The organism is Thiobacter subterraneus, from assembly GCF_055379455.1.
The window spans coordinates 154,508-176,029 of record NZ_AP042402.1 but is presented as its reverse complement, the minus strand read 5'-3'; the positions used below and the strand labels follow the sequence as shown (position 1 = coordinate 176,029).

Here is a 21,522-nt window from a genome sequence, read left to right as displayed (position 1 = left end):
TTGAGGACAGGCAGGGCTTCAACGCGGGGTCACAAGGCGGGGTCAGGTCTTTACTTTATACGCCCCCCCGCGCGTCCCAGACAGCCCTCCGCCCCGCCAGACACCGACCTCAGCCAATGATTTCCACCGGCGTGCCGTGCTCCACCTGATCGAACAGCTCGACGATGTCCCGGTTGCGCATGCGGATGCAGCCGTGGGAGCCCGGCACCCCCATGGGCACTTCGTCCGGACTGCCGTGGATGTAGATGTAGCGACGCATGGTGTCCACCTCGCCCAGACGGTTGAAGCCGGGCTCGCAGCCGGACAGCCAGAGGATGCGGGTAAGGATCCAGTCCCGGCCCGGATGCTGTGCCGCGAGTTCCGGCGTGTAGATCTCGCCGGTCGGCCGGCGGCGCACGAACACCGTGTTCTCGGGCTGACCGGCACCGATCTTGGCGCGTACGATGTGCCGGCCGCGCGGGGTGCAGAAGCTGCCCCTGAGCTCGCCCGCGCCGTTGGCCGCAGTGGAGACGGGATAGCGCGCCACGACCTGCCCCGCCTCGTCGAGCAATTCGAGGGTCTGGGTGGCGAGGAAGATTTTAATTTTCATCGCCGGTGGGCTTCCTGCGACGCTCGGCAAAAAAGCGGGACAGCATTTCGCCGCAGGAGGCGGCGAGCACGCCCTCGGTCACAGCGGTATGGTGGTTGAGCCGCCGTTCCGCGAATAGATCCACCACGCTGCCATGCGCCCCCGTCTTGGGGTCGCGCGCGCCGTAGATCACCCGCGCGATGCGGGCATGCATGATGGCACCGGCACACATGGCGCAGGGCTCCAGCGTCACGTAGAGTTCGCAGCCGGTGAGACGGTAATTGCCGAGCCGCCGCGCGGCGTCACGCAGGGCGACGATCTCGGCGTGGGCCGTGGGGTCCCGGGTGGAGATGGGCCGGTTGTAACCACGCCCGACGATCACCCCGTCGCGCACCACGACGGCACCCACCGGCACCTCGTCCGCCTCCCAGGCGCGCCGGGCCTCGTCGAGGGCCTCGCGCATGAAGATCTCGTCCTGCGCCTCAATCGGCCCGCCGCCAGCCTTTTCCATGGCGCACCACCTCGTATCTTGCCCAGCGCGCAAACTCGCCGCGCGTCATCACCCCGCTCGTCCGCGCACGGGCGCCGGCCACCACCTTGTAGATCACCTGGTCGCGTCCGGGGTCGCCGGTATGGTTGGCATCCACCACCTCGCGCACCTCCCAGCCATCGCCGTGCTCGCCATTGCTGTAGGCGCGCCCCACGTGGATGTCGGCAGGCGCGACATGGCGGCTCTCGGCCCGGCCGGTGGCAATGGCGTAGATGCGGAGCAAGTCCTCCTCGCTCACGTCCACGAAGGAATCGAGCTGGCTCAGGGCGTACACGAAATCCTCGTGTTCGATGGGCCGGTAGGCCGCCTCGCCGGCGGGCGGCGGCCGTCGGGCGAGCACCGCAGGATAGCGCCGCCAGGGAAACAGATAATTGAACGCCAGCGCGATCACGAAGATCAGCGCGACATTGAGCAGCACTGGCGTCAGCACGTACTGGTAGCCCAGTTCGTGCACCGCCGGTCCCCCCAGCACCGCCGACAGCGCTGTGGCGCCACCGGGAGGATGAATGCAGCGCAGGTAATACATGGCGCCCACCGCCAGTCCCACCGCCAAGGCCATCGCCAGCCAGGGCCAACTCACGTAGCGCGCACAGGTCACCCCGATCAGGGCGGACACCAGATGGCCGCCGATGAGCGGCCAGGGCTGGGACAGCGGCCCGTGGGGAATGGCGAACAGCAGCACTGCGGAAGCGCCGGTGGATGCCACCAGGAGCGCTGTGCCGGCGTCCCCCAGCAGGGCATGACTCGCCAGCACCACGCCCAGGATGGCGAGAAAGGCCCCTGCGGCGGAAAGGAGTTTCTCGCGGTGGCTGGCCGTGCCACCTTCCAGCCCCATCAAGGCACGCAGGCGTTGCGTCAACATATCGGAGTTCCGGCTTTCAACACTGTGCCACCCAGTCGCGATTGTACCCGGCTCCGGCCGGAGGAGTGCGCCACCGGCAGGGCGCGCATCCGGGACGTGGAAACTTCAGAAAAACCCACAGGGACATTCGGCTGACCGTTGCGCAGACCAAAACAGCGTCCCCTGGCAATGACCGGCGCGATGGAAAGCCGGGCAGAGGCCGGGGTGCGGCTCAACGCTCCAGGGACGCGGTCTTGATCAGGGCGACCACGGCGTCGCCTTCCACCAGCTGTAGCGCCTCGCGGGCCCGGGTGGTGATTTCGCTCCACAGCCGCTGGCCGTCGGCCAAAGTGAGCCGCACCAGCAGATGTCCGGCGCGGCTTTCGGCAAAGCCGGTGACGCGTACAGGCAGATGGTTGAGCATGCTGATACCTGTGGGCACACTGCGCGCCAGCGCCACGTCGCGCGCATATACCCGCAGCCGCACCCGGCCCGCCGCGGCCGTACCGGGAAAAGTGAGCCGGCTGCCGTCGATGTGAAGTTGTGGCAGGCCGTCGGAGAGCATGCCGGTCTCGCCTTCGAGTACCGCCACGGGGCCGAGACGGTCAAACAGCGGCGAGTCCGGGCGCATCAGCGCGTCCGCCAGCGGCTCGACACGCAGAATGCGTCCGGCCTCCATGAACACCACGCGCTGCGCCAGACGCTCGATTTCCTCGGGCGCATGACTGACCAGCAGCATGGGCAGACGGCGGCTGCGCGCGAGTTCCCCGATGAGTTCCAGGAGTTCGTCCTTGGCGCGCCAGTCCAGGGCCGCGAGCGGCTCATCCAGAAGCATCAGCCGCGGCTTGGACAGGAGAGCGCGGGCAATCGCCACGCGCTGCTTTTCGCCGCCCGAAAGCGCACCGATGCGCCGGTCGAGCAGGTGCGCGATGCCCAGCGACTGCGCCTGTGCCTCGATCGCGCCCGGATCGAGCCCGCCGGGTGCGCGCCGCGCGGCAAACTCCAGATTGCCGCGCACCGTCAGGTGCGGAAACAGCGCCGCGTCCTGAAACACATAGCCCACGTCGCGCTCGGGTGCGGGGGTCTGGCGCGTGCCGTCCAGCCAGCGCACATCACCCACCTGCAACGTGCCTTGCACGTGGGGAATCAATCCGGCAAAAGTGCGCAGGAGGGTGCTCTTGCCGCAGCCCGAGCGCCCAAACACCGCGGTGACACCTTCGAGCGGCCAGGAAAACTCGCCGGTGTCGAGGGTGAACACCCCCAGCCGCGCCTGCACATGGCCGCGTACCCAAGCGTTGTTGCCAGGCGCGCCCATCACCCATGCTCCCTGCTGCCGTGGCGGTACAGGCCGTAGACGATGGTCAGCACGATGACCGAGAACAGCAGCATCAGCGCAGACAGCATGTGCGCCTGTGCATACTCCATGGCCTCGACGTGGTTGTAGATGTCGATGGACACCATTCGCGTCACGCCCGGGATGTTGCCGCCGACCATGAGCACCACGCCGAACTCGCCCACCGTGTGCGCAAACGTGAGGGTGAGCGCCACGATCAGGCCGCCGCGCGACAGCGGCAACACCACGTGGAAAAACCGGTCCCACCAGCCGGCGCGCAGGGTGGCTGCGGCATCGAGCAGGTTCTGCGGCAGCGCCTCGAAGGCGCGCAGCAGCGGCTGCACCATGAAGGGCAGCGAATACACCACCGAGCCGATGATCAGACCGGTTTTGTTGAAGGTGAGCTGCCCTTCAAAGCCAAAGCTGCGCAGGGTTTGCGTCACCCAGCTCTGCGGGTTGAGCAGCACCAGCAGATAAAACCCCAGCACGACCGGTGGCAGCACCAGCGGCAGCGCCACCACGGCCTCCACCACGGCGCGCAGCGGCGAGCGCCAGTTCGCCAGCCACCATGCCAGCGCGATGCCCGGCACCAGCAGAATACCGGTTGTGATCGACGCCACCTGCAGCGTAAGCCACAGCGGGCCAAGGTCGAGCGGATGACCGAACAGGGTCATAGAGCGCGGCGTTTATTTTGGAATGGCGTAGCCGTATTTCTCGATCACAGCGCGCGCCTCGGGGCCGCGCAGATAGTCCACATAGGCCTTGACCGCGGCCTTCTCTGCGCCGGGCTTGAGCACGATGGCGCTCTGGTCGATGGGCGTGTAGTCTGCCTGCGGCACCGCCCACCACTGCCCCCTGCCGGCGCCAATGGCCTGGGACAGCGCGACGAAGCCGAGTTGCGCATTGCCGGTGGCGACGAAGTCGAAGGTCTGGGCGATGTTCGAGCCCTCGACGATCCTGGGCTTGAGCGCGTCGTACACCCCCATTTTTTTCATTGCCTCGATCGCCGCCGCACCATAGGGCGCACTCTTGGGGTTGGCGATCGCCAGATGCGCAAAATCGCCCTTGCGCAGGATTTGCCCGCCCTGCTCTTTGACCGGCAGCGTGGTGCTGTAGAGCACCAGCGTGCCGCGGGCATAGACGAAATGGGTCGCAGGCACGGCAAAGCCCTCCCTGGCCAGCGCCGGGGTGGTGGTGTCGTCGGCAGCGAGCAGCACGTCGAACGGCGCGCCATTGCGGATTTGCGCGGCGAACTGCCCGGTGGCCCCAAAGGCGTATTTCACGTCGATGCCGGTCTTCGCCTTGAACGCGGCACCGATCTCCTCGGCAGGCTTTTTGAAATTGGCGGCCACCGCCACGGTGATGGTCTCGGCACGCGCCGGCACGGTTAGCGCCAGCGGCAAAGCCATCAACAGTGCGGCACGGCGCAGCAGGTCAGTGAATCGTGTCATCTCACACTCCCTCTTTGTCGGCAGCCCCAGGCGGGCACCCCCACACCGTCGAAGGACGCCGCTGCAACAGCCTGACTGCCGGGAAACACAGCCGGCTGCGCAAACGTCGGCCGGCGACAAAGCCTGGGCGCCGCCATGCGGACGGCCTGGTTTTCCCCGGATACGCCCCGGGGGGGGTGAACCCCAAAGCCACCCTGCCGCACTGCCGGCGCGGGCGGCCGACGGCTTCCGGTGGCGGAAGCAGCGTGGCCGCACCAAACAGCAGGAAATCCCATGGGTCCCCACGAACGGCGACGTCACGCGTGCGACAGCTGCATCCTCGGTAAACCGCTCCACGGAGCGGCGCAAGTCCCCGGGCGGCGCGGACAATGCGCTATATCTGATCAGATATAGCGAGGTTAGCATGCGGGCGGCCCGCTCCACAAGTCCCCTTATTCGTTGAGCCTCTTCGTCGCCCGCGTCAATCCTGGCCGGGAAACCATCGGGGCAAACGCTGCCCGGGGAAACGGTGGGAGCAGGACGCCGCAGCCGCAGGTGTCGCCGTCGTTCGACAGCCGGGGCCGCGGGCCCCGCCCCGGAGACGGTGGCCCTGATCGGCGGACGGCTGGAGCGCCATTCCCCGCCGGGGGTGGCCGAACACCGGTCTTGGGCGTCCCACCCGGACACCCTGATCCAACGGCAGGTTGCCCGCCACAGGGGCCGCCAACCCTCTCCTCTTCTGTGACGTCCGCCGCTGGACCATCGAAGCCAGGCCCGCTTGCCTCGCGCCCCCCGGGCAAACAGCACCCGCGCATGATCGGCGCGGGGCCGGGCGTGGGCGAGGCCACGGCTCGTTCAGTCTGGAAGCGACACCGGGCGCCCACGGCGGCAAACCGCCGCCGGACACGACCCCACCTCTCCAGAGCTGGGGCGACGGCGCGGTATCGTTTCTGCAATGCCGATGGAACATCCGGCACAGGCAGAACGTCACCTGACGGGCAGCTACTCCCACTCACTCATCGATGAGAGTCGCAACATCTTGATTTATCGTTCATTTTTGCAGTCGATTTTGCCAGATACCAGCATAAATACCATCACCAATCAACCACTTATCCTTGCCTGCCGCTGCCAGCCGTTGCCTGATCGCGCGCGCTCCGGCTCGGAATTGACATCCTCCCAGGCCTTCAGGGCTGGGAGGATGTCAAAAATGGCTACCGCATACATCAATCCCCGCCAGCCTTGTCCCTCTCTTGTCACAACCTAGAAAAACCGAGGAAAGTAAGATAACTGATTGATTTTTAATTGGTGCCCGGAACCGGACTCGAACCGGTACGTCTTGTGGCGAGGGATTTTTCGTTTCATGGTGTGGTCCTCTGAACTACAATAAGCCATGGAATTCGAATGGGACGAGGCAAAGAGCGAAGCGTGTTATGTCGAGCGTGGCTTCGATTTCGCCTACGCAGCGCGAGCGTTCTTTGATGCTGGTCGGATGGTCGAACCGGACAACCGCCTTGAATACGGCGAGCCACGATACCGGCTCTATGGGCGCATCGAAGGACGTTTGTTCGTCGTGGTTTACACGATGCGCCACGCCGCCATTCGCATCATCTCGGCCCGCAAGGCCAACAGAAGGGAGACCAAGCGCTATGAGCAAAACCGTACGCATGCATCTGAGTCCTGACACGCCCCGCGAGCACTGGCCCGGTCGCATCGATGCGGCCCGGGTCGACGCCACCGACGAAGCTGCCATTCAGGCGCAAATGGCGGCGGACGAAGAGGCTGCCCGGGCCGATGCCGCCGCATACGCCCGCCGGGTGCGGCGACGGCTGGGACTGAGCCAGGCCGAATTTGCCAGCCGCATCCACGTCTCGATCGACACGGTGCGTAACTGGGAGCAAGGCAAACGCAGCCCCACCGGCGCCGCCCGTGCACTGCTGGCGGTGCTCGACAAGGCGCCGGAGGTGGCCCTCGAGGCGCTCAAGTAGCTGTTTCAAGCCGCCACCCCGACCCGGGCCCGCAGGGTTTCCGGCAAGAGCTCCCGCCCGCGCGCGATTGCCACAGGGTCTAGCTGCACCGCAGCCGCCGCCCGCCGGTCGGTGGCCGCGGCCTCGGCCTGGCGACGCTGGCGCTGCTGTTCGATCGCCTGCTCGACGAGCCCCGGGACAGGTTTCTTGCCGGCTTCCCGTACCGCCGCCACGGCGGCGTCGAGATCGCCGGGAGGCGTTGCCGTCTCCAGGCGCTCGACAGGAAATGCGTTCAGGAACCATTCCGGCAGGCTACTATCCAGCCGTAGAGATGCAAGTTGCGACTACGGCTGTCGCATCAACTCCAAAGTGCGCAGTAACATCGTTCCTGCCTTCTTTTGTAGGAAGGGGATCAATAACGGTACCCCTCGGCCACGCCACCCGAGCCCAGCGCTTTCCCTATCTGCTCCAAGTCCATTCCCTCTGTCGGCGGGCTACCGTCTCTGCACAGGTTGATGCCGTAGTTAACGCTGAACTCGGTTGTTCCGCCGTCCTTTGTCGTTACGCCCGCCTGGGACAGTCGCAGGTTGAGCCGCTTGCAGCCCTCCTGCTTGAAGCTCTTGAGGGTGGTCACCTCTGCCATGACTGGCGCGCTTGATTTGGTCGTCTCCCGGAACTTGTCCGCGATCGGGCCGACGATCTCGCCCTGGGCGCGTCCATCCGGAGCGTCGATGGCTTGCAGGAGCAACGGCTTGGCGCTGGTGTATTCGGCGGCGTGGGTGATGGGCATCAATACCATCGCAACCACCGTAACAATACCTTGGTGCAGTCTCATGGCATTTGCCTATTGCGAGTTTGTCGTTGTGCCGGCGTCAGTCTGTTGGGATCTACCGCCGAGCTCACCCAACATCGCTCCCAAAGCCGCCTCGATGAGCGGCAAGGGCATGAGCTTTCTATCTTCCGCGCCCGCCGTGACCGACGCAGTACCAATGCGCCCCCCGTCGCGGCTGCGCATCTCCAGGCTGATCGTGGCTCCTTGTCTGTACTCGCACCCCTTGAAACAAAAGCCGTCCGGGTCGCCTGCGACGAGGTTGTTGAACCAGCCTTTGAATCCGGTCGCTTCCCCAACGAAGTTCAGGAAATTTGACACCACCATCGACTCGCCGGCGCTCAAAACGGGGCCTCCGTGGGACAACACGATGTTCAACGACTTATTCTTTGTCTCGACATGGCCAGCCTTCTCGAACACTTCGCCCACATCGGCGCGTGCCTGACGGTTCCCGAATTCTCGGGCCGCCATGAAAATCCCCTCTCCCTCCAGTACCACGTCTGCCCCTTCTGCCGACTGAACCACCTGGGCGCCCAGGCGCGCCACGCGATCCGCCAGCACCTCTGTCATCTTGCCGCTGTTCTTGAAGGTCACGAACGCCTTCTTCCCGGCCAATTGTTCAAGAGGCAGACTGCCGTTCTTCGTGATGGAGATGGACTGCTGGCTCGGCTTATCGTCGCGTTGGCCGCTCTTGGTTTCATTCTGGCTTCCGGCCTGCTCCTGATCCTGTGCGTGCAATGGCAACGCCAGGCTGGCAATGACAGCCAGGACCGCTGTTTGTTTCGCGATCTCCTTCATTGACTTCCTCGCTGATAGTAGTTCTGCACCTTCTGCTGCACCGCAGATTGAACCTGCTGACCCATCGAGCCAACGTCCGGCATTTTGATGTTCGCCATGATCTCCGCTGTGAATTCCGACAGATCGATTCTGGAGAAGTCGATCATCGCAAACTCTTCCTGGGTAAAGCCAGCGCAGTTTGGGCTTTCCGCGCTTCCCCATCCCTTACCGATCTGCGCCCTGCCTTGCTCGTTGATGATCCGGGCGAGGCGGCTGTTGTAGCAGCAATATGACTTGGTCTTTTCAATACAAATTTTAACGATGGGTAGTTTCTTTGAGCAATAAGTGCCAACCTCATGGCAGAGATTCTGCCCGCGCCGCAACGCGAGGATCTGTTCTGGCTGTTCGCATGACATTAGCTCTTGGAGGACCATCATGCCTACCTGTATCGCGAATGAATACGGATCGAAACCAACGAATTGCAACCCTGCGGTCGTTGAGAAAGAGAACTGGAGGCCATAGAAACTGGTAGTCGATGTCCAGGCGGTTGCACTCCATGCATCTACGGCCTTCTCGACAAGCCACGGTATATCTGATGCAAACATGGCGTCGTACATATACGGCGAGCCAAAAAATTTACCAGCCTGCATCCCCGCATTTAGCGCCATTGCGGCATTGCTCATGCCTGCTCCACCCCCACTCTTCTTGCAGCAGTTGACCAGGCCGAACAGCTTGATCTTGCATCGTGAGTCGACACCTGAGAAAACTACACCATTCTGGTTGTAGACGCCCCCTTCCCGTGCCGCCTCCATTAAGGCCATCGTCCGGGCGAAGTCCGAATCGTTCTGGTATCCGGTGTCGAAGCACTTCCCGTCCTGGCAGAAGAGTTGTCCTGAGCAGTCCGTGACCGTGCTAGTCTTCGGTGGCGCGGACATGCACTTGTAGGTTTTTGTCTCAAACGTGCATTGCCCGTTCACCATGTCCGCCGGATCGCACCCGGAAGATTGAAGCGTGCAGTTCGGGTTAGATGTGTAGCCATCGCACTCCGAGGTATCAGCCCTCCCCGTGAAGCAAGCGTATGTTTCCTGTTTTTTGTAACACCCGTCCGGGGCGACCTGGGCAGGATCGATGCCAGGAGGGAGAGAACTATCCGGTGTCGTTTGAATGCACCGGCTTTCCGCGATCTGGCAGTTGGGGTTGCCGCTCAAGCTCTGGCATTGCGACGTGTCGTAGTTGCTGGAGACCAGGGTGTACGTGTCACTGAGCCTGATCGTGTTAGCCGGTGTTGGCATCGACGGATCGTTGCAGCGCCAGGTTTGCGTGTATTTCATGCACCCGGTGTTGAACAGCGTGTCCATCTGGCTGCACTGAGATCCAGTCTGCCAGCACTGCGGCTGCGCGTCGACAAATGGCTGGCAGTAATTGACGGCATTCGGCTGGAGACAAGTATAGGTGTCAACGTATTGCCAGCATGTCTCGCCAAGTTGGGACAGACACACCTGCTGTCCTGAAATGGTCTTGCAAGGAGTTGCATCAGCACAAGAAGAACCTGTTTTTATGCAGTCACCTGCCTGCGCTGTTGCTGATATGGCAAGAAAAACAAAAAACAGGAGCCGCATCACTTTGCCCTATTTTCCAATTCGGCGCAATTGTTCTGCCAAGAGTAATTAAGCGTTTGTGTTTGGGCGCAAGGAGTGCCAGTTGTTGCTGAAAATGAACCATAGCACCGTAAATACTCACAGCCTTCGTAGCCTCTATAACCGCCACCATTCATGAGTGTTTGGCGAACTGTGTCCACGCTAATGCCTAGCATATAGGCCACACCTACAGTCGCGTCATAACTGCATTTGGGGGTTCCGCTCGGCATCAAAGAACTTCCATAAATCCAGGCAAACGAACCGCATTGCAAATTCTGCCCGAAAATGTAGTAATATGTTCTTGTCGTCGTACAGGAGGCATCGCAACTAGCCTTATCTGATGTTGTCAGCCCAGTGGCAGCGCATGTGTATTTCGTCGTTGAGGTAACAATCAGCTCTTTGGTACAGCTTAAGTTCTCATACCCATTCACCGTTTGCTCACACTGAAAGTTCGCATCGGTATCGATATTGATGACCCGCCCCATCGTGCATTGCTGTTCGCCAACCTCTTTGATAGACGAGCAAGTTTCGGTGGTGTACTGCGCCGGGGTCGTTTCGGTCTTCGTCGTGCACTGTGTGCTCGACCCTGTGCCTCCGTTGATGCCCAAGGACTGGAAAATGTTTTCCGCATTGCGCCCGATGTCTCTCGCCTTGACAAACATCGGGTCGCTCTTGGTAATGTTGAATTGCGGCCTGATCTGTGGATTGCGCGCCAGGAAATTCACGGCCTCGCACTCCTGGCGCTTGATGGGATCGGGGTCGGGCGTTGCTGTCGCGCAGTTTTGCATCTTCGCGACCCCGGGCCCGGACAATTGCCCCTGCCCGCCCTGAAAGAATTGTGTCTCGGAAGGATTCGTGCCGTAGCCGGGTATCTTGTCGGATGCAGCCCCGCTATTGATCCCGGAAAACGCACTCTGGTTGACCGAACTGCCCAGACCCTTGCCATCCTGAAATGCGCCGGTCTGGTCGGCGAGGGCGGCGCCGGCCCAGAGCAGCATCAGAATCACCCCTGCACGCATCAGTTGATCCCCCTGACGATCTTGCTGCGGAAGTGCCTTGCCACAGCCGCCCAAGCAGGGCTCTTGCGCTCGATGTAGTCGAGCGCGTAATCGAGAGAAACGTCCCCCGAGACCTTCACGAAGGTCTCCGGCTTCGAGCAGCCGTTGTCGAGCACGTTACCGGCCTCCGGCCGCGCTATGACGATCGCGGGAACTCGCGTGACGCTGAATTGTTGGAATGCCGGAGGATGAACGACCGCCGAGACGCTCCGGCTGCCCACGATCGCCTTGATTTCCTCGCCCATCTTCGTCATCGAATCGCCCTTGAGGCCACGAAAGACGAGCGTTGCTCCCGCTCGCTCCGCCTGCTGCACGGTGCGTTCAAGGGCTTCCTTGGGCATTGAGAGCGACACCATGACTAACAGATCCGGCTGACCGTTCTGCGGGATGGGAGCCTGCCCAAGGTGTTTGTATTTTTCGGCAATGCTTGCAATGTCGGGGGCCGGTGCGGCTGGCTTCGGCACGGCTTCGACCTTTGGCATTCCAGCCACCCCGTATTGCTGCTTGATGCTTCCCAAATCCGGCAAGCGATTTATCGCCTCGCGCGCCTTCGCCTGTGCCCTTGCCATTTCCTCATCTGTTGGCATCCGAAAGCTGTCAGGCCTCCCGGATGCAAAAGTGGGTTCCTGCGCCAGCGCCATGCCTGACGCCAGCGACAGGAACAAATGGAGGAGGAAGCGACATGAAAACCTGTGCATGATGCTCATTTCCCGATCCCTACCGCCCCTTGGCAGCAATTGCGCTTGCGGAATATCTGATAGGCGAAGTCTTCGCCCTCGAAGGGAAACTCGCGCCCTGCGCCCCACAGTATCGTCGAGCGCCCGAGTGGCTGGCAGCATTTCCCCGCAATCTTCTTCGTCTGTGGGATCGGGTAGAGCATGTGGTACTTGTAGTTGGTCTTATCCATCACCGGCTGCGGGTAGTAGCCGCATAGTCCGTTTTCGCCCGATGCGGCCCACATCAAACCTTCACGGTGCATCTTGGCAATGATCCGGTAGACCTCCAGGCTGGATGCTTGAACGCCGCCCACATGGGCTTGCACGTTGCCATTCAATGGGTACAGGCTTCCTTGGCACCCGGCACACCAGAAGAAGGTGTTGTTTGGGAAGCCGGATGTCGCCGCGACGCAATCCGCGGCACATGCCGCACGCGCTGGCAGGTTCGCGAACAGGTAGACGTCAGGGTTTAGGATGCGGGTCAGTTCGTCGTCATGCCACAGCGGGTCGAGCTCGGTGAGGTAGGCCACGTCAAAGCCCTGATTCTCCAGGCAACCGTTGTCCAGAACGGCTTGCAGGTAGTAGATGATCGGATCGACATACCAGTGCACCTGGTAGAACGAAGACTGGTCTTGACCGTCTCGACGGTAACGGGAAGCGACCGGAGCGTCGAATCCGGGGTCCATCTTGATGCCACCCAGACTCACCATGCAGAATGGCTCACGTACCACATCAACCCGGCGCACCGGCTCCCAGAAGCTGACTTTCATCCCTGCTTTGGGAGGGTTGCCACAGAAACAGGCCGGACTGCCGCCTGGATTGGGTGTGTCCTCCTGATCCAAAGAGGCAAGCGTTGCGCCGGCGATGCGCAGCGGGAAGATGCACGACCAGCAGATGTCCGTGATCGGATTTGCGAACTTGCCTTTACAGGTCGCGGCCATTGCTGGCATTGAAGAAAGTAGAACGAGAAGGCCGAGAAACAGGCTACGGGCGGACTTCATCGACACGAATCCTTTTTCCTTCCTGGGCGACCACGGCGGGGGACTGGGTGATGGAAAATCGCTTGGATAGCGCCCCACCTTGGTCATAGAACACCTCCCTCTTCCACTCGCGCATGAGCTTGAGCGGCTCGCCGGCGACCAGGATCGGCTTCACCGGCGTTCTGGATTCCGCCATGAACCGCTTTGCGAATTCCACTTGCTTCTTGTCCCGACCGTCGAAGAAGAGCAATACCTTGCTCATGCGGTCGTAGTCGAACGGGTTGATCTTTGTGCCGGCCGGATAGAAGATCCTGCCACGCTCGTCTTGAATGTTGCGGTCGAGCGTGAATGTGGGATCGATGTAGAACGTTCTGGCGGTTTCGGTCGGATTGATGCCCGGAACCGGTTTGGGCCGTTCGATGCCCTCGATGACGCGGCGCTTGTATTCTTCATTGCGCTTTGCCAGTTCGCCTGTCATCTCCATGCGGCGGAACTTGTCCTTGATGACCTCGACGAGATCGCGCTCGACGATTTCGTAAGTCGGGCCGATCACACCCAAGTCTTCGGCCTGGAGAGGGCCACAGAAGACGAGAAAGATCAGCGAAATGGCAGCAATCGATCGAAATGGCATGTGGGGTATGCTTGCACACGCCGCCCTTCGAAATGATGGTTAAAAGCGCTCACTTTGGTTGCTTTTCGGCTCAAAGCTTGAATCGGACGACACCCCCCTCCACCGATAGCCTATCTGGGTCTTTACTCCCCAACTCCCACAGGATCCTATGCGTGATCTTCAGACCGCGCTTTTTGCACGCCGCGAGCACGTCCTGCTTGTTGATGAGGAGGTATCCGTCAGACTGTACGGTTGCCTGAAGGTCTTTGATCGCCTCTATCACGAGGTCCACAGAGGGTAGTCCGGCCGATTCCGCCACACCGCCCGCCTCCTGATCTTCGCCCGTTCCTCCACCGACGCTTGCGGGTATCTTGCCAGGCTGTTCATTCCTTCGTTGGGTTTTGGCTTCGGCTTCGCCGAGACTCGCCGCGCTCGTTTTCTCACCAAGGCTTGCCTCGCGCTTTGGCTTGTGGCCCTGCTTTACGGGTTTTTCTTGCCCCTGCGAGCTCTCTGGTTCGGCTGGTTTCTTCTTTGTTTCCTGGCATGGCGAATTTTTGACTTCGGACTCGATGTGGCCGCCATCCAGTGCTGCGCCGGCCTCACGGATCAACGTCTGGCTGATTTCCGGCGTCAGGCGGATGGCTTTCGCAATGTTGCCTCCGAACTGTGCTTCCGTGACCTTTTTCAAGGGGGCCATCGGGTCGATCCACAACCACTCCCGACTGCTCAACTCCTCGAGAATCGACTTGGCGGTCAGCCCATACCCACTGAATGCATCCGGCCACCGGAGCAGCACATGCTGGTCCGCGTCGATGATGGCGTCTTCCCCCCATCGCTTGTCGCCGGACTTGAGGTCTTGCGCGAGCGCCTTGAGGGCTTCGCCTACTGCCCCGTCGAGCGCGATCGTCGGTTGGCCGCTACGCTTCGCTTGCTCGAAACTCGCTCCGCTCGTCTTCGTGGCCTTGGTATCACCTGCGCCTGATAACAAAGCAAGGCCGGGCATTAATGGCGCACTCCTGGCCGGCTGTTGCGCATGAGGCAGGTCATCACCTGGTTTGCTGACTGCCGCCTCTTCAGGGCTTACCGCGTGTTCGCTCACATGATTCGTCACAGCACAGGTCAGCGGGTGTGTGTCGTTTCTGGTCTCGCCAGAACTCGCCACGCTCGTCTCCACCGCCGGAGCGACAGATTGCTCGCCGGTTGACCGCAAGCTTGAAACCTCGCTTCGCTCGTTGTGGCGCAGAGACTCCCCGTGGTCGTTTGGGCTTCGCCGAAACTCGCTACGCTCGTTTTCCTGTTCATTGACGATTCTTCCCTCGACCGAAGGGATCGGCGTGGACGACACCATCGCCTCATCCCTCAACCTGATGGCTGGGAGTTTGATGTCGGGGATCTTTTCTGCCAGGATCGCCGGCGCGATTTTCCAGAGTCGGTCCCCTGGAGCAGCGCCTTCACGAATGAAGGCAATCTGCCGTTCCACCAGCATGTCCAGGATGCCATCCGGCGTTCTCGGGATGCCTGGAATGCCATCCTCGCGAACCTGTCTGGCGATTTCCTCTCCAGCGGCAGGCCAGATCAGATACAGATGGCCGCCGATGTTCCACAGCCGCGCACCGGGCTCGTTGACGAGCCAGACACCTTCTCTGATGAAGCGGCGCATGATGTCCGTCAGATGGCGCTCCACAGGCACACCCAGGTCGTACCCAGCCATCGCGACGCCGAGCGTCTTGAGGTCGCGTTCCACGCTCGTTTGGTCCGCCTTGACGACGAGATCGTGGATCAGGTTGGTTGGCCCAGGGTTGCAGTTGAGCGACTCCAGGAGCCATACGATGAGTTCCGTGCCACCCTCTTCGATCCATTCGAGCGCCTCTGCGCCAATGATTCGATCGGCGATCAGATTGGAAAGGGCGGTGTGCTGCCGGGAGCGCCCCTCGCGCCAGTCGAGAAAGTAGGCGTCAACCTTGTTCTTCTTGGCCCAGTCGTACAGGTCTTCCTTGATAGGCTTCCAGATCGCCGTCCGATCCTTGTTGGTCACGATGAGATCGGTCACCGGCTTGCCCGCGTCATGACATAGCGCCGCGAGAAACACGGCCAGTTGCCAGCGCGGCTCCATCTCGCGCCGCTGGGAGGGGGTCTTTGCTGCATCGAGCAACACCTTGTCGGCGGATTGGAGCGCCCACAGACCGACCTCCAATGAGTGCCTGAGAAGCCCACCGGCCCCTCGATGATGATGGGACTGTGACGCTGGCAGCAGGTGGGCGAATCGCGCAAAGCGCTCGATTGCGGCCAGGTAGTAGCGTTCGAACTGCGCGGGCAGAGCGATCGCCGTGTCGGAGATTCGTTTGATCAGCTCGGCCTGTGTTTCCAGTAGCTTTTCTGGCGATACGGCCGGGAGGCCCTTCATGAATGGCGGGTAGCGCGGGATATCGTCATCACGCCATTGCATGACGTGCTCGCGCGAGATGGGCTGCGAATCTGGCTTCGGTCTTTTCTTCCAGAAGATCACGCCGCAATCCTCAGAAAATCTTGATTCCTCGTCCAACGATCTGACTGTTTTGGACCCAGCCAACCAAGGCATAGCGAGAGTCGAGGCTGTCTGGGTTGGGCGCGGCCATGTAGTAATGCCCTTCCTGTATGACACCTACCGGGCCTGGGGCGAGGGGCATGCCGCCTTTGGACACCGGTTTAGCTCTGCCCGCAAACTGTCCGTCGACGAAGTAGTCGCGATAGCCACCACCCCGATCCGTAGCGGTTACCACCGACCCCGGTACCCCCAAGACGCGCTTGAGGAACAGGCTTCCCCGCTCATAAGGCCCTCCGCCGTTGTACCGAAAAGCCGCCAGGTCGCCTTTGCCCGGCTTCGCTCCCTTCTGCACAAGAAAAAGCACCCCTGGTAGGGAGTCGGAGACATTGATAGAAATCGTGAAATATCGGCTGAAGGCGACCATAGCGGCCAGCAGCCAAAGGTAGACGGGCGCGCGACGGAAGAGATGAGAGTAGATGGCATCTAGCATGGTGCTCTGATGCTAGCGGTCCAATCGCCCGAATCTGATGCGAAAAGCGCACTTTTGTGTCGTGTTTGAATGCTCGTGTTTTCGCGCTCGCGCCCGGCCGGGATCGGAGAAGGTCCCCGGCGACCCATTTCTCTGGGCATCGCGTGGATATCGAAAGGTCCGGTCCGTCAGGTATCCAGAAAAGTGAGCAAATGGAGTTCGCAGCCCGGATACAGGGCTTCGATCTCCCGGTACAGCGCCTTGCCATCGACGCTCAGATCCTCAAAGCGACATTCCCAGTATCGGCCATCGGCTTCGTGCCACCCCGACCAGTCTGTAGTACCCAGCACCAGGACCGCCAAGTAGTCCCGCGACAGGTAACGCTCAACACCTTTCGCGTTCGCGTCTGCAATACGCGGGAAGTGCCGAGCTTCCCAAGCGATGATGGCATCTTGTTCGGCTTGCACGCCTTCAAGGGAGTCGTAGGATTCCGGTGGAATAGGCTTGGGTGCGCGATCGTCACCGATGAACGATTCGCTGAGAATGTCCGTCACTGACGCGCCGCAGCACACACCGAACCGGTCTTCGAATTCGCGGTTGTCGCAAACTACCAGCTTGACGACCATGCCGCCTTCGTGGGTGTTCTTCCAGGCCGGGTCGTTCACCGGGAAATTGACCCAGCCGGAAATTGCAATTGCATTTGAATGGTGTTGCATAACTCTGAACCCATGCCCTGATCTCAAAGGGATTAAGACTCAATGGTCCGCTACAACCTTCGTTTCACAGAACGGACACCGGTCTGTGTGCCTGCTGCCGGCGTCATAGATGAAGTGCGCGCGGCATGCTTGGCACCGCGAGAGAGACACGATCCACGCTCTCACATCCCGCACGGCAAAATACGCAGCGTTGATATCAATTGCTCCGCAAAGCCGTTGGTATTCGCGCCATGTCGTCAGCAAGCTTTCTGGCGTCAGCTCCGACCCATACAATCGTCTATGGAGAGCGGCGAACGCGGACAGCCTGGCTGCTGAATCCTTGTCCTTTATGAAAGACAGGACGGACTCCGGCAGCTTGCCATTGGACGGCCTGACGCCGTGGACATCCTTCCACCATTGCCGCAGAGTGCGCGTACCGATATCGGTCATTCCGCGAACAATGGATAGCCGCAGCCCCGCCTGAATGAGCGCGTGGGCTAGCCGGAGCTTTTGGAGTTCGGCCAGTTCCACCATCAACGCCCCTCCGAAGCGACTACCGCCAGCGAATAGGCTGCTCTCTGGCCCTCTTGAAGAGCTGTCAGTCGAGTCAGCTCGGCCTCGCTGAGCCTGAAGGTGATGAGACTGACCCCGGCCCCTTGGGCTATCGCCTCGATCTGGTCGAGGCTTAGGGCGGCCAGCCGGTCCAAAACGGGCCGGGGTAGGCCGGTGATGATCTCGCCGGATTTGGAGTTTGCCGCCTCCCTTGCCATAATGAGAAATTGGCGGTTTATCGAAATGATGTCGTTCATGGCGCGTTTCCAACATTCCGTACGCTCCCATTATAGACCGTATTCGGTATCTGTCAAGAGAAAAAGATCACTAAAAGGGGTTGTTTTGGCTTCGACTATCGCAGACCGTCTAAGGACGTGGAGAAAGCATCTTGGGCTAACCCAGGAAGAGTTCTCCAGCCGGACAGGATTGCATATTGGGGTTGTTCGCAAGTACGAAAACGGGGTCAACGTACCTGGCGGGGAAGCGCTTGTCGCCATTGGCAAAACAGGCGTAAACCTGAATTGGCTTCTTCTGGGACAAGGAGACATGTGCGCGGAGGCCGAAGCCAAGCCCCCCGCCCGCGATGATGCCTATCTTCGAAGAATCGACGCAGTGAAAGGGTTGCTCGACGGACTGGAAGAGGATAGGCGGAACGCTGTTCTTGAGGAGATTTTTTCTCGCGTTCAGGAGGCGAAACGAGTAGCCGACCTGGAGGATCTCGTCAGAGAGATGGCGAGAAAACTTGGCTGAGAGCCTCGTCGAACCTTGGAGGCTGCCGCTCCTTGCGTTCAAACCATTCGTGGTGGCGGCGGATGGTTGTGGCGATCTTGCGTGCCTGATCCATAGACAGCGGCGTGCCGCGTGAGAGCACTCGCTGCATGTCCAGGTCTCGACCTAGGGCCAGAAAGTGGACGTTCAGTCGACGGATGCTGCCGAGTGTGGCTTTTTGATGTGAAAACACGATCACCCGCACTACCGCAACATCGTACCCGTTTTTCCTGAGCAGCCGGTCCAGGGCATCCGCCGCGTCATTGATCTGGCGTGACGGGCTTCTTCCGCCGTTGTCCGCAATCGGAATGTCCCGCTCCACGACACTGCCGTATTGATCCGTCTTATCACGCCACCAGCGGTCGCCGTCGCAGTGGATGACCCCGCCCAAGTTCTTAACCTCGAAGGCAAACACGCCATTCGGCCCCACCAGGATGCGATCGATCTCGCCCTCATGAGCACGGTAGCCGGCAATGATCGTCCAGGCGTCGTCGAAGCATCTGCGAAGAAAATCATCCAATCTGGACTCCCCTTCGATTCCCGACCTGATCTTGGCTTCCTCGACCGTCAACCCTTCCAGAATGGCTTTGTGTTTGCGGATCGCCTTCTCGGAGGCTTGCCGCTTGCGTTCCACTTCTGCAAGCAGATGTGCACTATGGTTCGAAAGCTCTACGACGCTGGGTAAGCGCTCCGGTTCCGATCGATGCGGCACCTGTCCGTGTTCGATTGGTTTGCGCTCGCGCTGGTACCGTTGGGCGATGACGGCGCCGACGGCGAACAGGCCAGCGAGCGCGAATAGGACAGAGACGGCGATCATACCGCCACCCCGTACTTCAGATGCTGGCCGCTTTGTGTGGGTATGTTCCTGGCAACCCAGTATTTGTCGTCGATCGCCGTAACCAATTCCAAACCATAGGGCTCGCGCACAATGACGTACACCAGGCCCGAATCCTGGTGCCAGAGGTAGATGGGATTTTTGCCGTACTTTCTGAGCACCCGGCGGTGCTCGGATTCGACCACGCAGCCCCGGACGGTGTTGGGCAATACCCTTTCGAGATGCTCCCATGCCGATGTCCATCTGCGGTCGGGCAGATGCTTGAGATCATTCTCCGTCTTTCCTTGCGCCCGTAGCTCGGCGCGACAAATGCAGCGCCCTACCACGCGGTTCAAGGCGTGTCTGCTCACAACCAGCGGGCCGACGATACTGTCTACCGTTACCGTCGGTACCCCGGTAACAACCAGATCGCAGTCCAGGCGCAGTTTCGGTTCTTCGTCGCGCCACTTGTCAGGGCGCAGAACCTCGATCTCGGCTTCGAAATATTTGGTCGCCAGGAACTTGGAAAATAGCGCGACGTGCGTCTTGTCAGTATCACCGCGCCCGTTTTCCTTGAGCGCGCCCTTCAAAAGGGCTTTTCGGATTGCGCCAAACGTCGTTTGAATCCGGATGTTATTGCCCAAGCGCCCCTCCCCGTGCACCCGCTCGACTTCGAGCAGTCGATGGATGGCGGCCAGCTCAGCGAGGATGAGTTTATCCTGCGCCCAGCCGTTATTCGGAAGCGAGACGCGAACGACACCTCCCTTGCCTGGCTGTCGTGCATGTTGCTGCCGCCACTTCCAGCGGGTGGTAAAGGTGCCGTCTGGGTTGGGAGTGGTGTTGAGGGAGAGCTCGTCCATTTCTCATTGTTGTCTCTCGATTACGAACACAGTGCGCCCGGAAACCCCCTCGATGTCGTACATGGAAACCACCTTATACCCACGCTCGTATATGTCCTTGACACTGCTGAACGTGATCTCGGCAGGGTCATTTCTGCGCCAGGGATAAGGTCCGCAGATGATCTGCGTGGCGTTATTTGACCATCTCACGCACTCGATTCCGAATGTCGCATTTCTTGCTTGACCGGATTCCCCGGCGATTACTACGCCAGAAAGCATCATCGAGACAAACGACGCAATCACGATCTTCTTCATTTTTCTCTTCTCTCCTTATAGGCCTTGTCATGCTATCCAGGCAAGCGGTTCAGTGCGCGGCGCATCCATGACGCGCTTCCCGTAGCGATCCGGTGACGCGATCCATCAGAGCCTCGCGAGCATGGGTGTATTCCTCGACGAGAAAGTCGAGCAGCTCGCGGACTTTCGCCGGATCACGGGCTTCTTCATTGGGATTCAAAAGATCGATCGCCGCTTGAAAACATGTGAAGATGCGCTCTTCACGGTCGAGGAGATCGAGTTCCTCTTGGTTCATTTTCACGCTCCTGTCGAGTCGATACCCACGATAGACCGTGGGCGGCCGGGCGCTAGTAACCGTCACAAGGCGGCGGGCGTATTCCCCCGAAGGGTCTTGTATTAGCCGCACACCCGGCCATCGACTCGGCAGGGAACCCGCCCGAGGAGGCGGCGGACGGATTCCGGGCGTAAAAATACCGCGGACTGTCGGGCGCGGAAGACCGCTTGTGAGGTGTTACTAGCACCTGTTCTGCTTTCTAGCATCCCCTTCGTCTGGTGTCAAGCGATTTTTTGTGCTAAGATGGTAGCAAATAAACAGTAGCATATCGCTACCTTTCTGTGGCACAGGAACCACTATGAAAGCACTCCATATCCGCAACCTACCCGATGAGGTACACGAGGCATTGAAGCGGCTTGCCGCCGCCAGTCATCGCAGCGTGCAGGAATACGTTCGCGCCCTGATCGAACGGGAAGTCCGCCTGGCCAAGCCGTCGCCCGTGGAGGCTGCCCGGCAATGGCGCGGCAAACTCGCCGGGCGAACACTCGGCGATACCGTCGAGGATGTTCGGGCGGATCGGGCACGATGATCTGGGTCGTCGACACCTCCGCCATAGTGCGGCTTTTCATCCCGGACGGTCCGCTGCATCCCGAGATCGAAGCGGCCATGAACCGGGCCATGCACGGCTCGGATGTCGTGCTGGCCCCGGATCTGATGCTGGCCGAATCGGCCAATGTGCTGCTGCGCAAGAGCAGGCGAGGCGAGCTATCCTCCGGGGAAGCAAAGGAGATCATCGAGGCAATCGTCTCCCTGCCGGTGCGCATCGAGCCGCATGCACCCTTGCTTTCTGCGGCATATGCTTTGGCGGACACACACGATCTCACGGTGTACGATGCGCTGTATCTCGCCTTGGCGGAGCGGCATGGGGCGCGCCTGATGACCTGCGACGACCGGTTGGATCGCGTTGCGAAAACGATGGGGCTCGGCAGCACATAGCGTG

General features: G+C 60.8%; 28 protein-coding genes. 5 read left to right on the top strand and 23 right to left on the bottom strand.

Annotation, left to right across the window (positions count from 1 at the left end):
* Positions 1 to 109: 109 nt before the first annotated feature.
* The 6 genes from ACZ42P_RS01000 to modA all read right to left on the bottom strand — a co-directional run bounded on the left by ACZ42P_RS01000 (position 110) and on the right by modA (position 4,743).
* The gene (locus tag ACZ42P_RS01000) at positions 110 to 589 is read right to left on the bottom strand and encodes a L,D-transpeptidase family protein (RefSeq protein WP_464898248.1); all 480 of its coding nucleotides are present in this window, start codon (positions 587 to 589) and stop codon (positions 110 to 112) included.
* Positions 579 to 1,079 (bottom strand): tRNA adenosine(34) deaminase TadA, encoded by a 501-nt coding sequence (gene tadA / locus ACZ42P_RS00995; RefSeq protein WP_464898247.1) that lies wholly within the window; start codon positions 1,077 to 1,079, stop codon positions 579 to 581. The genes ACZ42P_RS01000 and tadA overlap by 11 nt, the downstream gene beginning before the upstream one ends.
* Positions 1,051 to 1,980: an HPP family protein gene (locus tag ACZ42P_RS00990; protein WP_464898246.1), complete on the bottom strand. Its 930-nt coding sequence runs from the start codon at positions 1,978 to 1,980 to the stop codon at positions 1,051 to 1,053. The genes tadA and ACZ42P_RS00990 overlap by 29 nt, the downstream gene beginning before the upstream one ends.
* A 211-nt stretch (positions 1,981 to 2,191) precedes the next feature.
* Complete coding sequence (gene modC / locus ACZ42P_RS00985) at positions 2,192 to 3,274, bottom strand: molybdenum ABC transporter ATP-binding protein (RefSeq protein ID WP_464898245.1); 1,083 nt, start codon at positions 3,272 to 3,274, stop codon at positions 2,192 to 2,194.
* Positions 3,274 to 3,966, bottom strand: a complete 693-nt coding sequence (modB, locus tag ACZ42P_RS00980; RefSeq protein ID WP_464898244.1) for a molybdate ABC transporter permease subunit — start codon at positions 3,964 to 3,966, stop codon at positions 3,274 to 3,276. The genes modC and modB overlap by 1 nt, the downstream gene beginning before the upstream one ends.
* 12 nt (positions 3,967 to 3,978) lie before the next feature.
* Entirely contained in the window at positions 3,979 to 4,743 is a 765-nt protein-coding gene (gene modA / locus ACZ42P_RS00975; protein ID WP_464898243.1) for a molybdate ABC transporter substrate-binding protein, read from the bottom strand.
* Positions 4,744 to 6,112: 1,369 nt separating this feature from the next.
* On the opposite strand from modA, the gene ACZ42P_RS00970 reads away from it, so the two are divergent.
* Together ACZ42P_RS00970 and ACZ42P_RS00965 are read left to right on the top strand one after the other, a co-directional pair.
* Positions 6,113 to 6,403 (top strand): BrnT family toxin, encoded by a 291-nt coding sequence (locus ACZ42P_RS00970; protein ID WP_464898242.1) that lies wholly within the window; start codon positions 6,113 to 6,115, stop codon positions 6,401 to 6,403.
* Positions 6,369 to 6,707, top strand: a complete 339-nt coding sequence (locus ACZ42P_RS00965) for a helix-turn-helix domain-containing protein (RefSeq protein WP_464898241.1) — start codon at positions 6,369 to 6,371, stop codon at positions 6,705 to 6,707. The genes ACZ42P_RS00970 and ACZ42P_RS00965 overlap by 35 nt, the downstream gene beginning before the upstream one ends.
* Positions 6,708 to 6,712: 5 nt before the next feature.
* On the opposite strand, the gene ACZ42P_RS00960 is transcribed toward ACZ42P_RS00965, so the two are convergent.
* From ACZ42P_RS00960 to ACZ42P_RS00900, 13 genes are all read right to left on the bottom strand, one after another.
* Positions 6,713 to 6,919, bottom strand: coding sequence for a hypothetical protein (locus tag ACZ42P_RS00960; RefSeq protein WP_464898240.1), 207 nt, complete (start codon positions 6,917 to 6,919; stop codon positions 6,713 to 6,715).
* 179 nt (positions 6,920 to 7,098) lie between these two features.
* A complete protein-coding gene (locus ACZ42P_RS00955) occupies positions 7,099 to 7,521 on the bottom strand; it encodes a hypothetical protein (RefSeq protein ID WP_464898239.1) in 423 nt (140 codons plus the stop codon).
* A 9-nt stretch (positions 7,522 to 7,530) separates the two neighbouring features.
* Positions 7,531 to 8,313, bottom strand: a complete 783-nt coding sequence (locus ACZ42P_RS00950) for a hypothetical protein (protein ID WP_464898238.1) — start codon at positions 8,311 to 8,313, stop codon at positions 7,531 to 7,533.
* Positions 8,310 to 9,911, bottom strand: coding sequence for a conjugal transfer protein TraN (locus ACZ42P_RS00945; protein WP_464898237.1), 1,602 nt, complete (start codon positions 9,909 to 9,911; stop codon positions 8,310 to 8,312). The genes ACZ42P_RS00950 and ACZ42P_RS00945 overlap by 4 nt, the downstream gene beginning before the upstream one ends.
* A complete protein-coding gene (locus ACZ42P_RS00940; protein WP_464898236.1) occupies positions 9,911 to 10,927 on the bottom strand; it encodes a hypothetical protein in 1,017 nt (338 codons plus the stop codon). Before ACZ42P_RS00940 ends, ACZ42P_RS00945 begins: the two co-directional genes overlap by 1 nt.
* 20 nt (positions 10,928 to 10,947) lie before the next feature.
* Positions 10,948 to 11,694 (bottom strand): type-F conjugative transfer system pilin assembly protein TrbC, encoded by a 747-nt coding sequence (trbC, locus tag ACZ42P_RS00935; protein ID WP_464898235.1) that lies wholly within the window; start codon positions 11,692 to 11,694, stop codon positions 10,948 to 10,950.
* Positions 11,691 to 12,704, bottom strand: a complete 1,014-nt coding sequence (gene traU, locus ACZ42P_RS00930; RefSeq protein ID WP_464898234.1) for a conjugal transfer pilus assembly protein TraU — start codon at positions 12,702 to 12,704, stop codon at positions 11,691 to 11,693. Before traU ends, trbC begins: the two co-directional genes overlap by 4 nt.
* Positions 12,688 to 13,314, bottom strand: a complete 627-nt coding sequence (gene traW / locus ACZ42P_RS00925; RefSeq protein ID WP_464898233.1) for a type-F conjugative transfer system protein TraW — start codon at positions 13,312 to 13,314, stop codon at positions 12,688 to 12,690. The genes traU and traW overlap by 17 nt, the downstream gene beginning before the upstream one ends.
* Before the next feature lie 70 nt (positions 13,315 to 13,384).
* Positions 13,385 to 15,799: a MobH family relaxase gene (mobH, locus tag ACZ42P_RS00920; protein ID WP_464898232.1), complete on the bottom strand. Its 2,415-nt coding sequence runs from the start codon at positions 15,797 to 15,799 to the stop codon at positions 13,385 to 13,387.
* Between the two features lie 10 nt (positions 15,800 to 15,809).
* Positions 15,810 to 16,307, bottom strand: coding sequence for a S26 family signal peptidase (locus ACZ42P_RS00915; protein WP_464898231.1), 498 nt, complete (start codon positions 16,305 to 16,307; stop codon positions 15,810 to 15,812).
* Between the two features lie 167 nt (positions 16,308 to 16,474).
* Positions 16,475 to 17,002: a hypothetical protein gene (locus ACZ42P_RS00910; RefSeq protein ID WP_464898230.1), complete on the bottom strand. Its 528-nt coding sequence runs from the start codon at positions 17,000 to 17,002 to the stop codon at positions 16,475 to 16,477.
* Positions 17,003 to 17,041: 39 nt separating this feature from the next.
* On the bottom strand, positions 17,042 to 17,515 hold the full coding sequence (locus ACZ42P_RS00905) for a FlhC family transcriptional regulator (RefSeq protein WP_464898229.1): 474 nt from the start codon (positions 17,513 to 17,515) through the stop codon (positions 17,042 to 17,044).
* A complete protein-coding gene (locus ACZ42P_RS00900) occupies positions 17,515 to 17,790 on the bottom strand; it encodes a hypothetical protein (RefSeq protein ID WP_464898228.1) in 276 nt (91 codons plus the stop codon). Before ACZ42P_RS00900 ends, ACZ42P_RS00905 begins: the two co-directional genes overlap by 1 nt.
* On the opposite strand from ACZ42P_RS00900, the gene ACZ42P_RS00895 reads away from it, so the two are divergent.
* Complete coding sequence (locus ACZ42P_RS00895) at positions 17,789 to 18,283, top strand: helix-turn-helix domain-containing protein (protein WP_464898227.1); 495 nt, start codon at positions 17,789 to 17,791, stop codon at positions 18,281 to 18,283. The genes ACZ42P_RS00900 and ACZ42P_RS00895 overlap by 2 nt on opposite strands.
* On the opposite strand, the gene ACZ42P_RS00890 is transcribed toward ACZ42P_RS00895, so the two are convergent.
* From ACZ42P_RS00890 to ACZ42P_RS00875, 4 genes are read right to left on the bottom strand one after another with little or no spacing between them, the layout of a single operon-like run.
* Positions 18,255 to 19,118, bottom strand: a complete 864-nt coding sequence (locus ACZ42P_RS00890; RefSeq protein ID WP_464898226.1) for a nuclease-related domain-containing protein — start codon at positions 19,116 to 19,118, stop codon at positions 18,255 to 18,257. The two genes, ACZ42P_RS00895 and ACZ42P_RS00890, sit on opposite strands and share 29 nt — an antisense overlap.
* Complete coding sequence (locus tag ACZ42P_RS00885; protein ID WP_464898225.1) at positions 19,115 to 19,975, bottom strand: hypothetical protein; 861 nt, start codon at positions 19,973 to 19,975, stop codon at positions 19,115 to 19,117. Before ACZ42P_RS00885 ends, ACZ42P_RS00890 begins: the two co-directional genes overlap by 4 nt.
* A 3-nt stretch (positions 19,976 to 19,978) precedes the next feature.
* Positions 19,979 to 20,269, bottom strand: coding sequence for a hypothetical protein (locus ACZ42P_RS00880; RefSeq protein ID WP_464898224.1), 291 nt, complete (start codon positions 20,267 to 20,269; stop codon positions 19,979 to 19,981).
* Between the two features lie 49 nt (positions 20,270 to 20,318).
* Positions 20,319 to 20,543 (bottom strand): hypothetical protein, encoded by a 225-nt coding sequence (locus ACZ42P_RS00875; protein ID WP_217086351.1) that lies wholly within the window; start codon positions 20,541 to 20,543, stop codon positions 20,319 to 20,321.
* Between the two features lie 337 nt (positions 20,544 to 20,880).
* Here ACZ42P_RS00875 and ACZ42P_RS00870 point away from each other — a divergent pair, with 337 nt between their 5' ends.
* Entirely contained in the window at positions 20,881 to 21,111 is a 231-nt protein-coding gene (locus ACZ42P_RS00870; protein WP_464898223.1) for a FitA-like ribbon-helix-helix domain-containing protein, read from the top strand.
* Entirely contained in the window at positions 21,108 to 21,518 is a 411-nt protein-coding gene (locus tag ACZ42P_RS00865) for a type II toxin-antitoxin system VapC family toxin (RefSeq protein WP_464898222.1), read from the top strand. Before ACZ42P_RS00870 ends, ACZ42P_RS00865 begins: the two co-directional genes overlap by 4 nt.
* Positions 21,519 to 21,522: the final 4 nt, after the last annotated feature.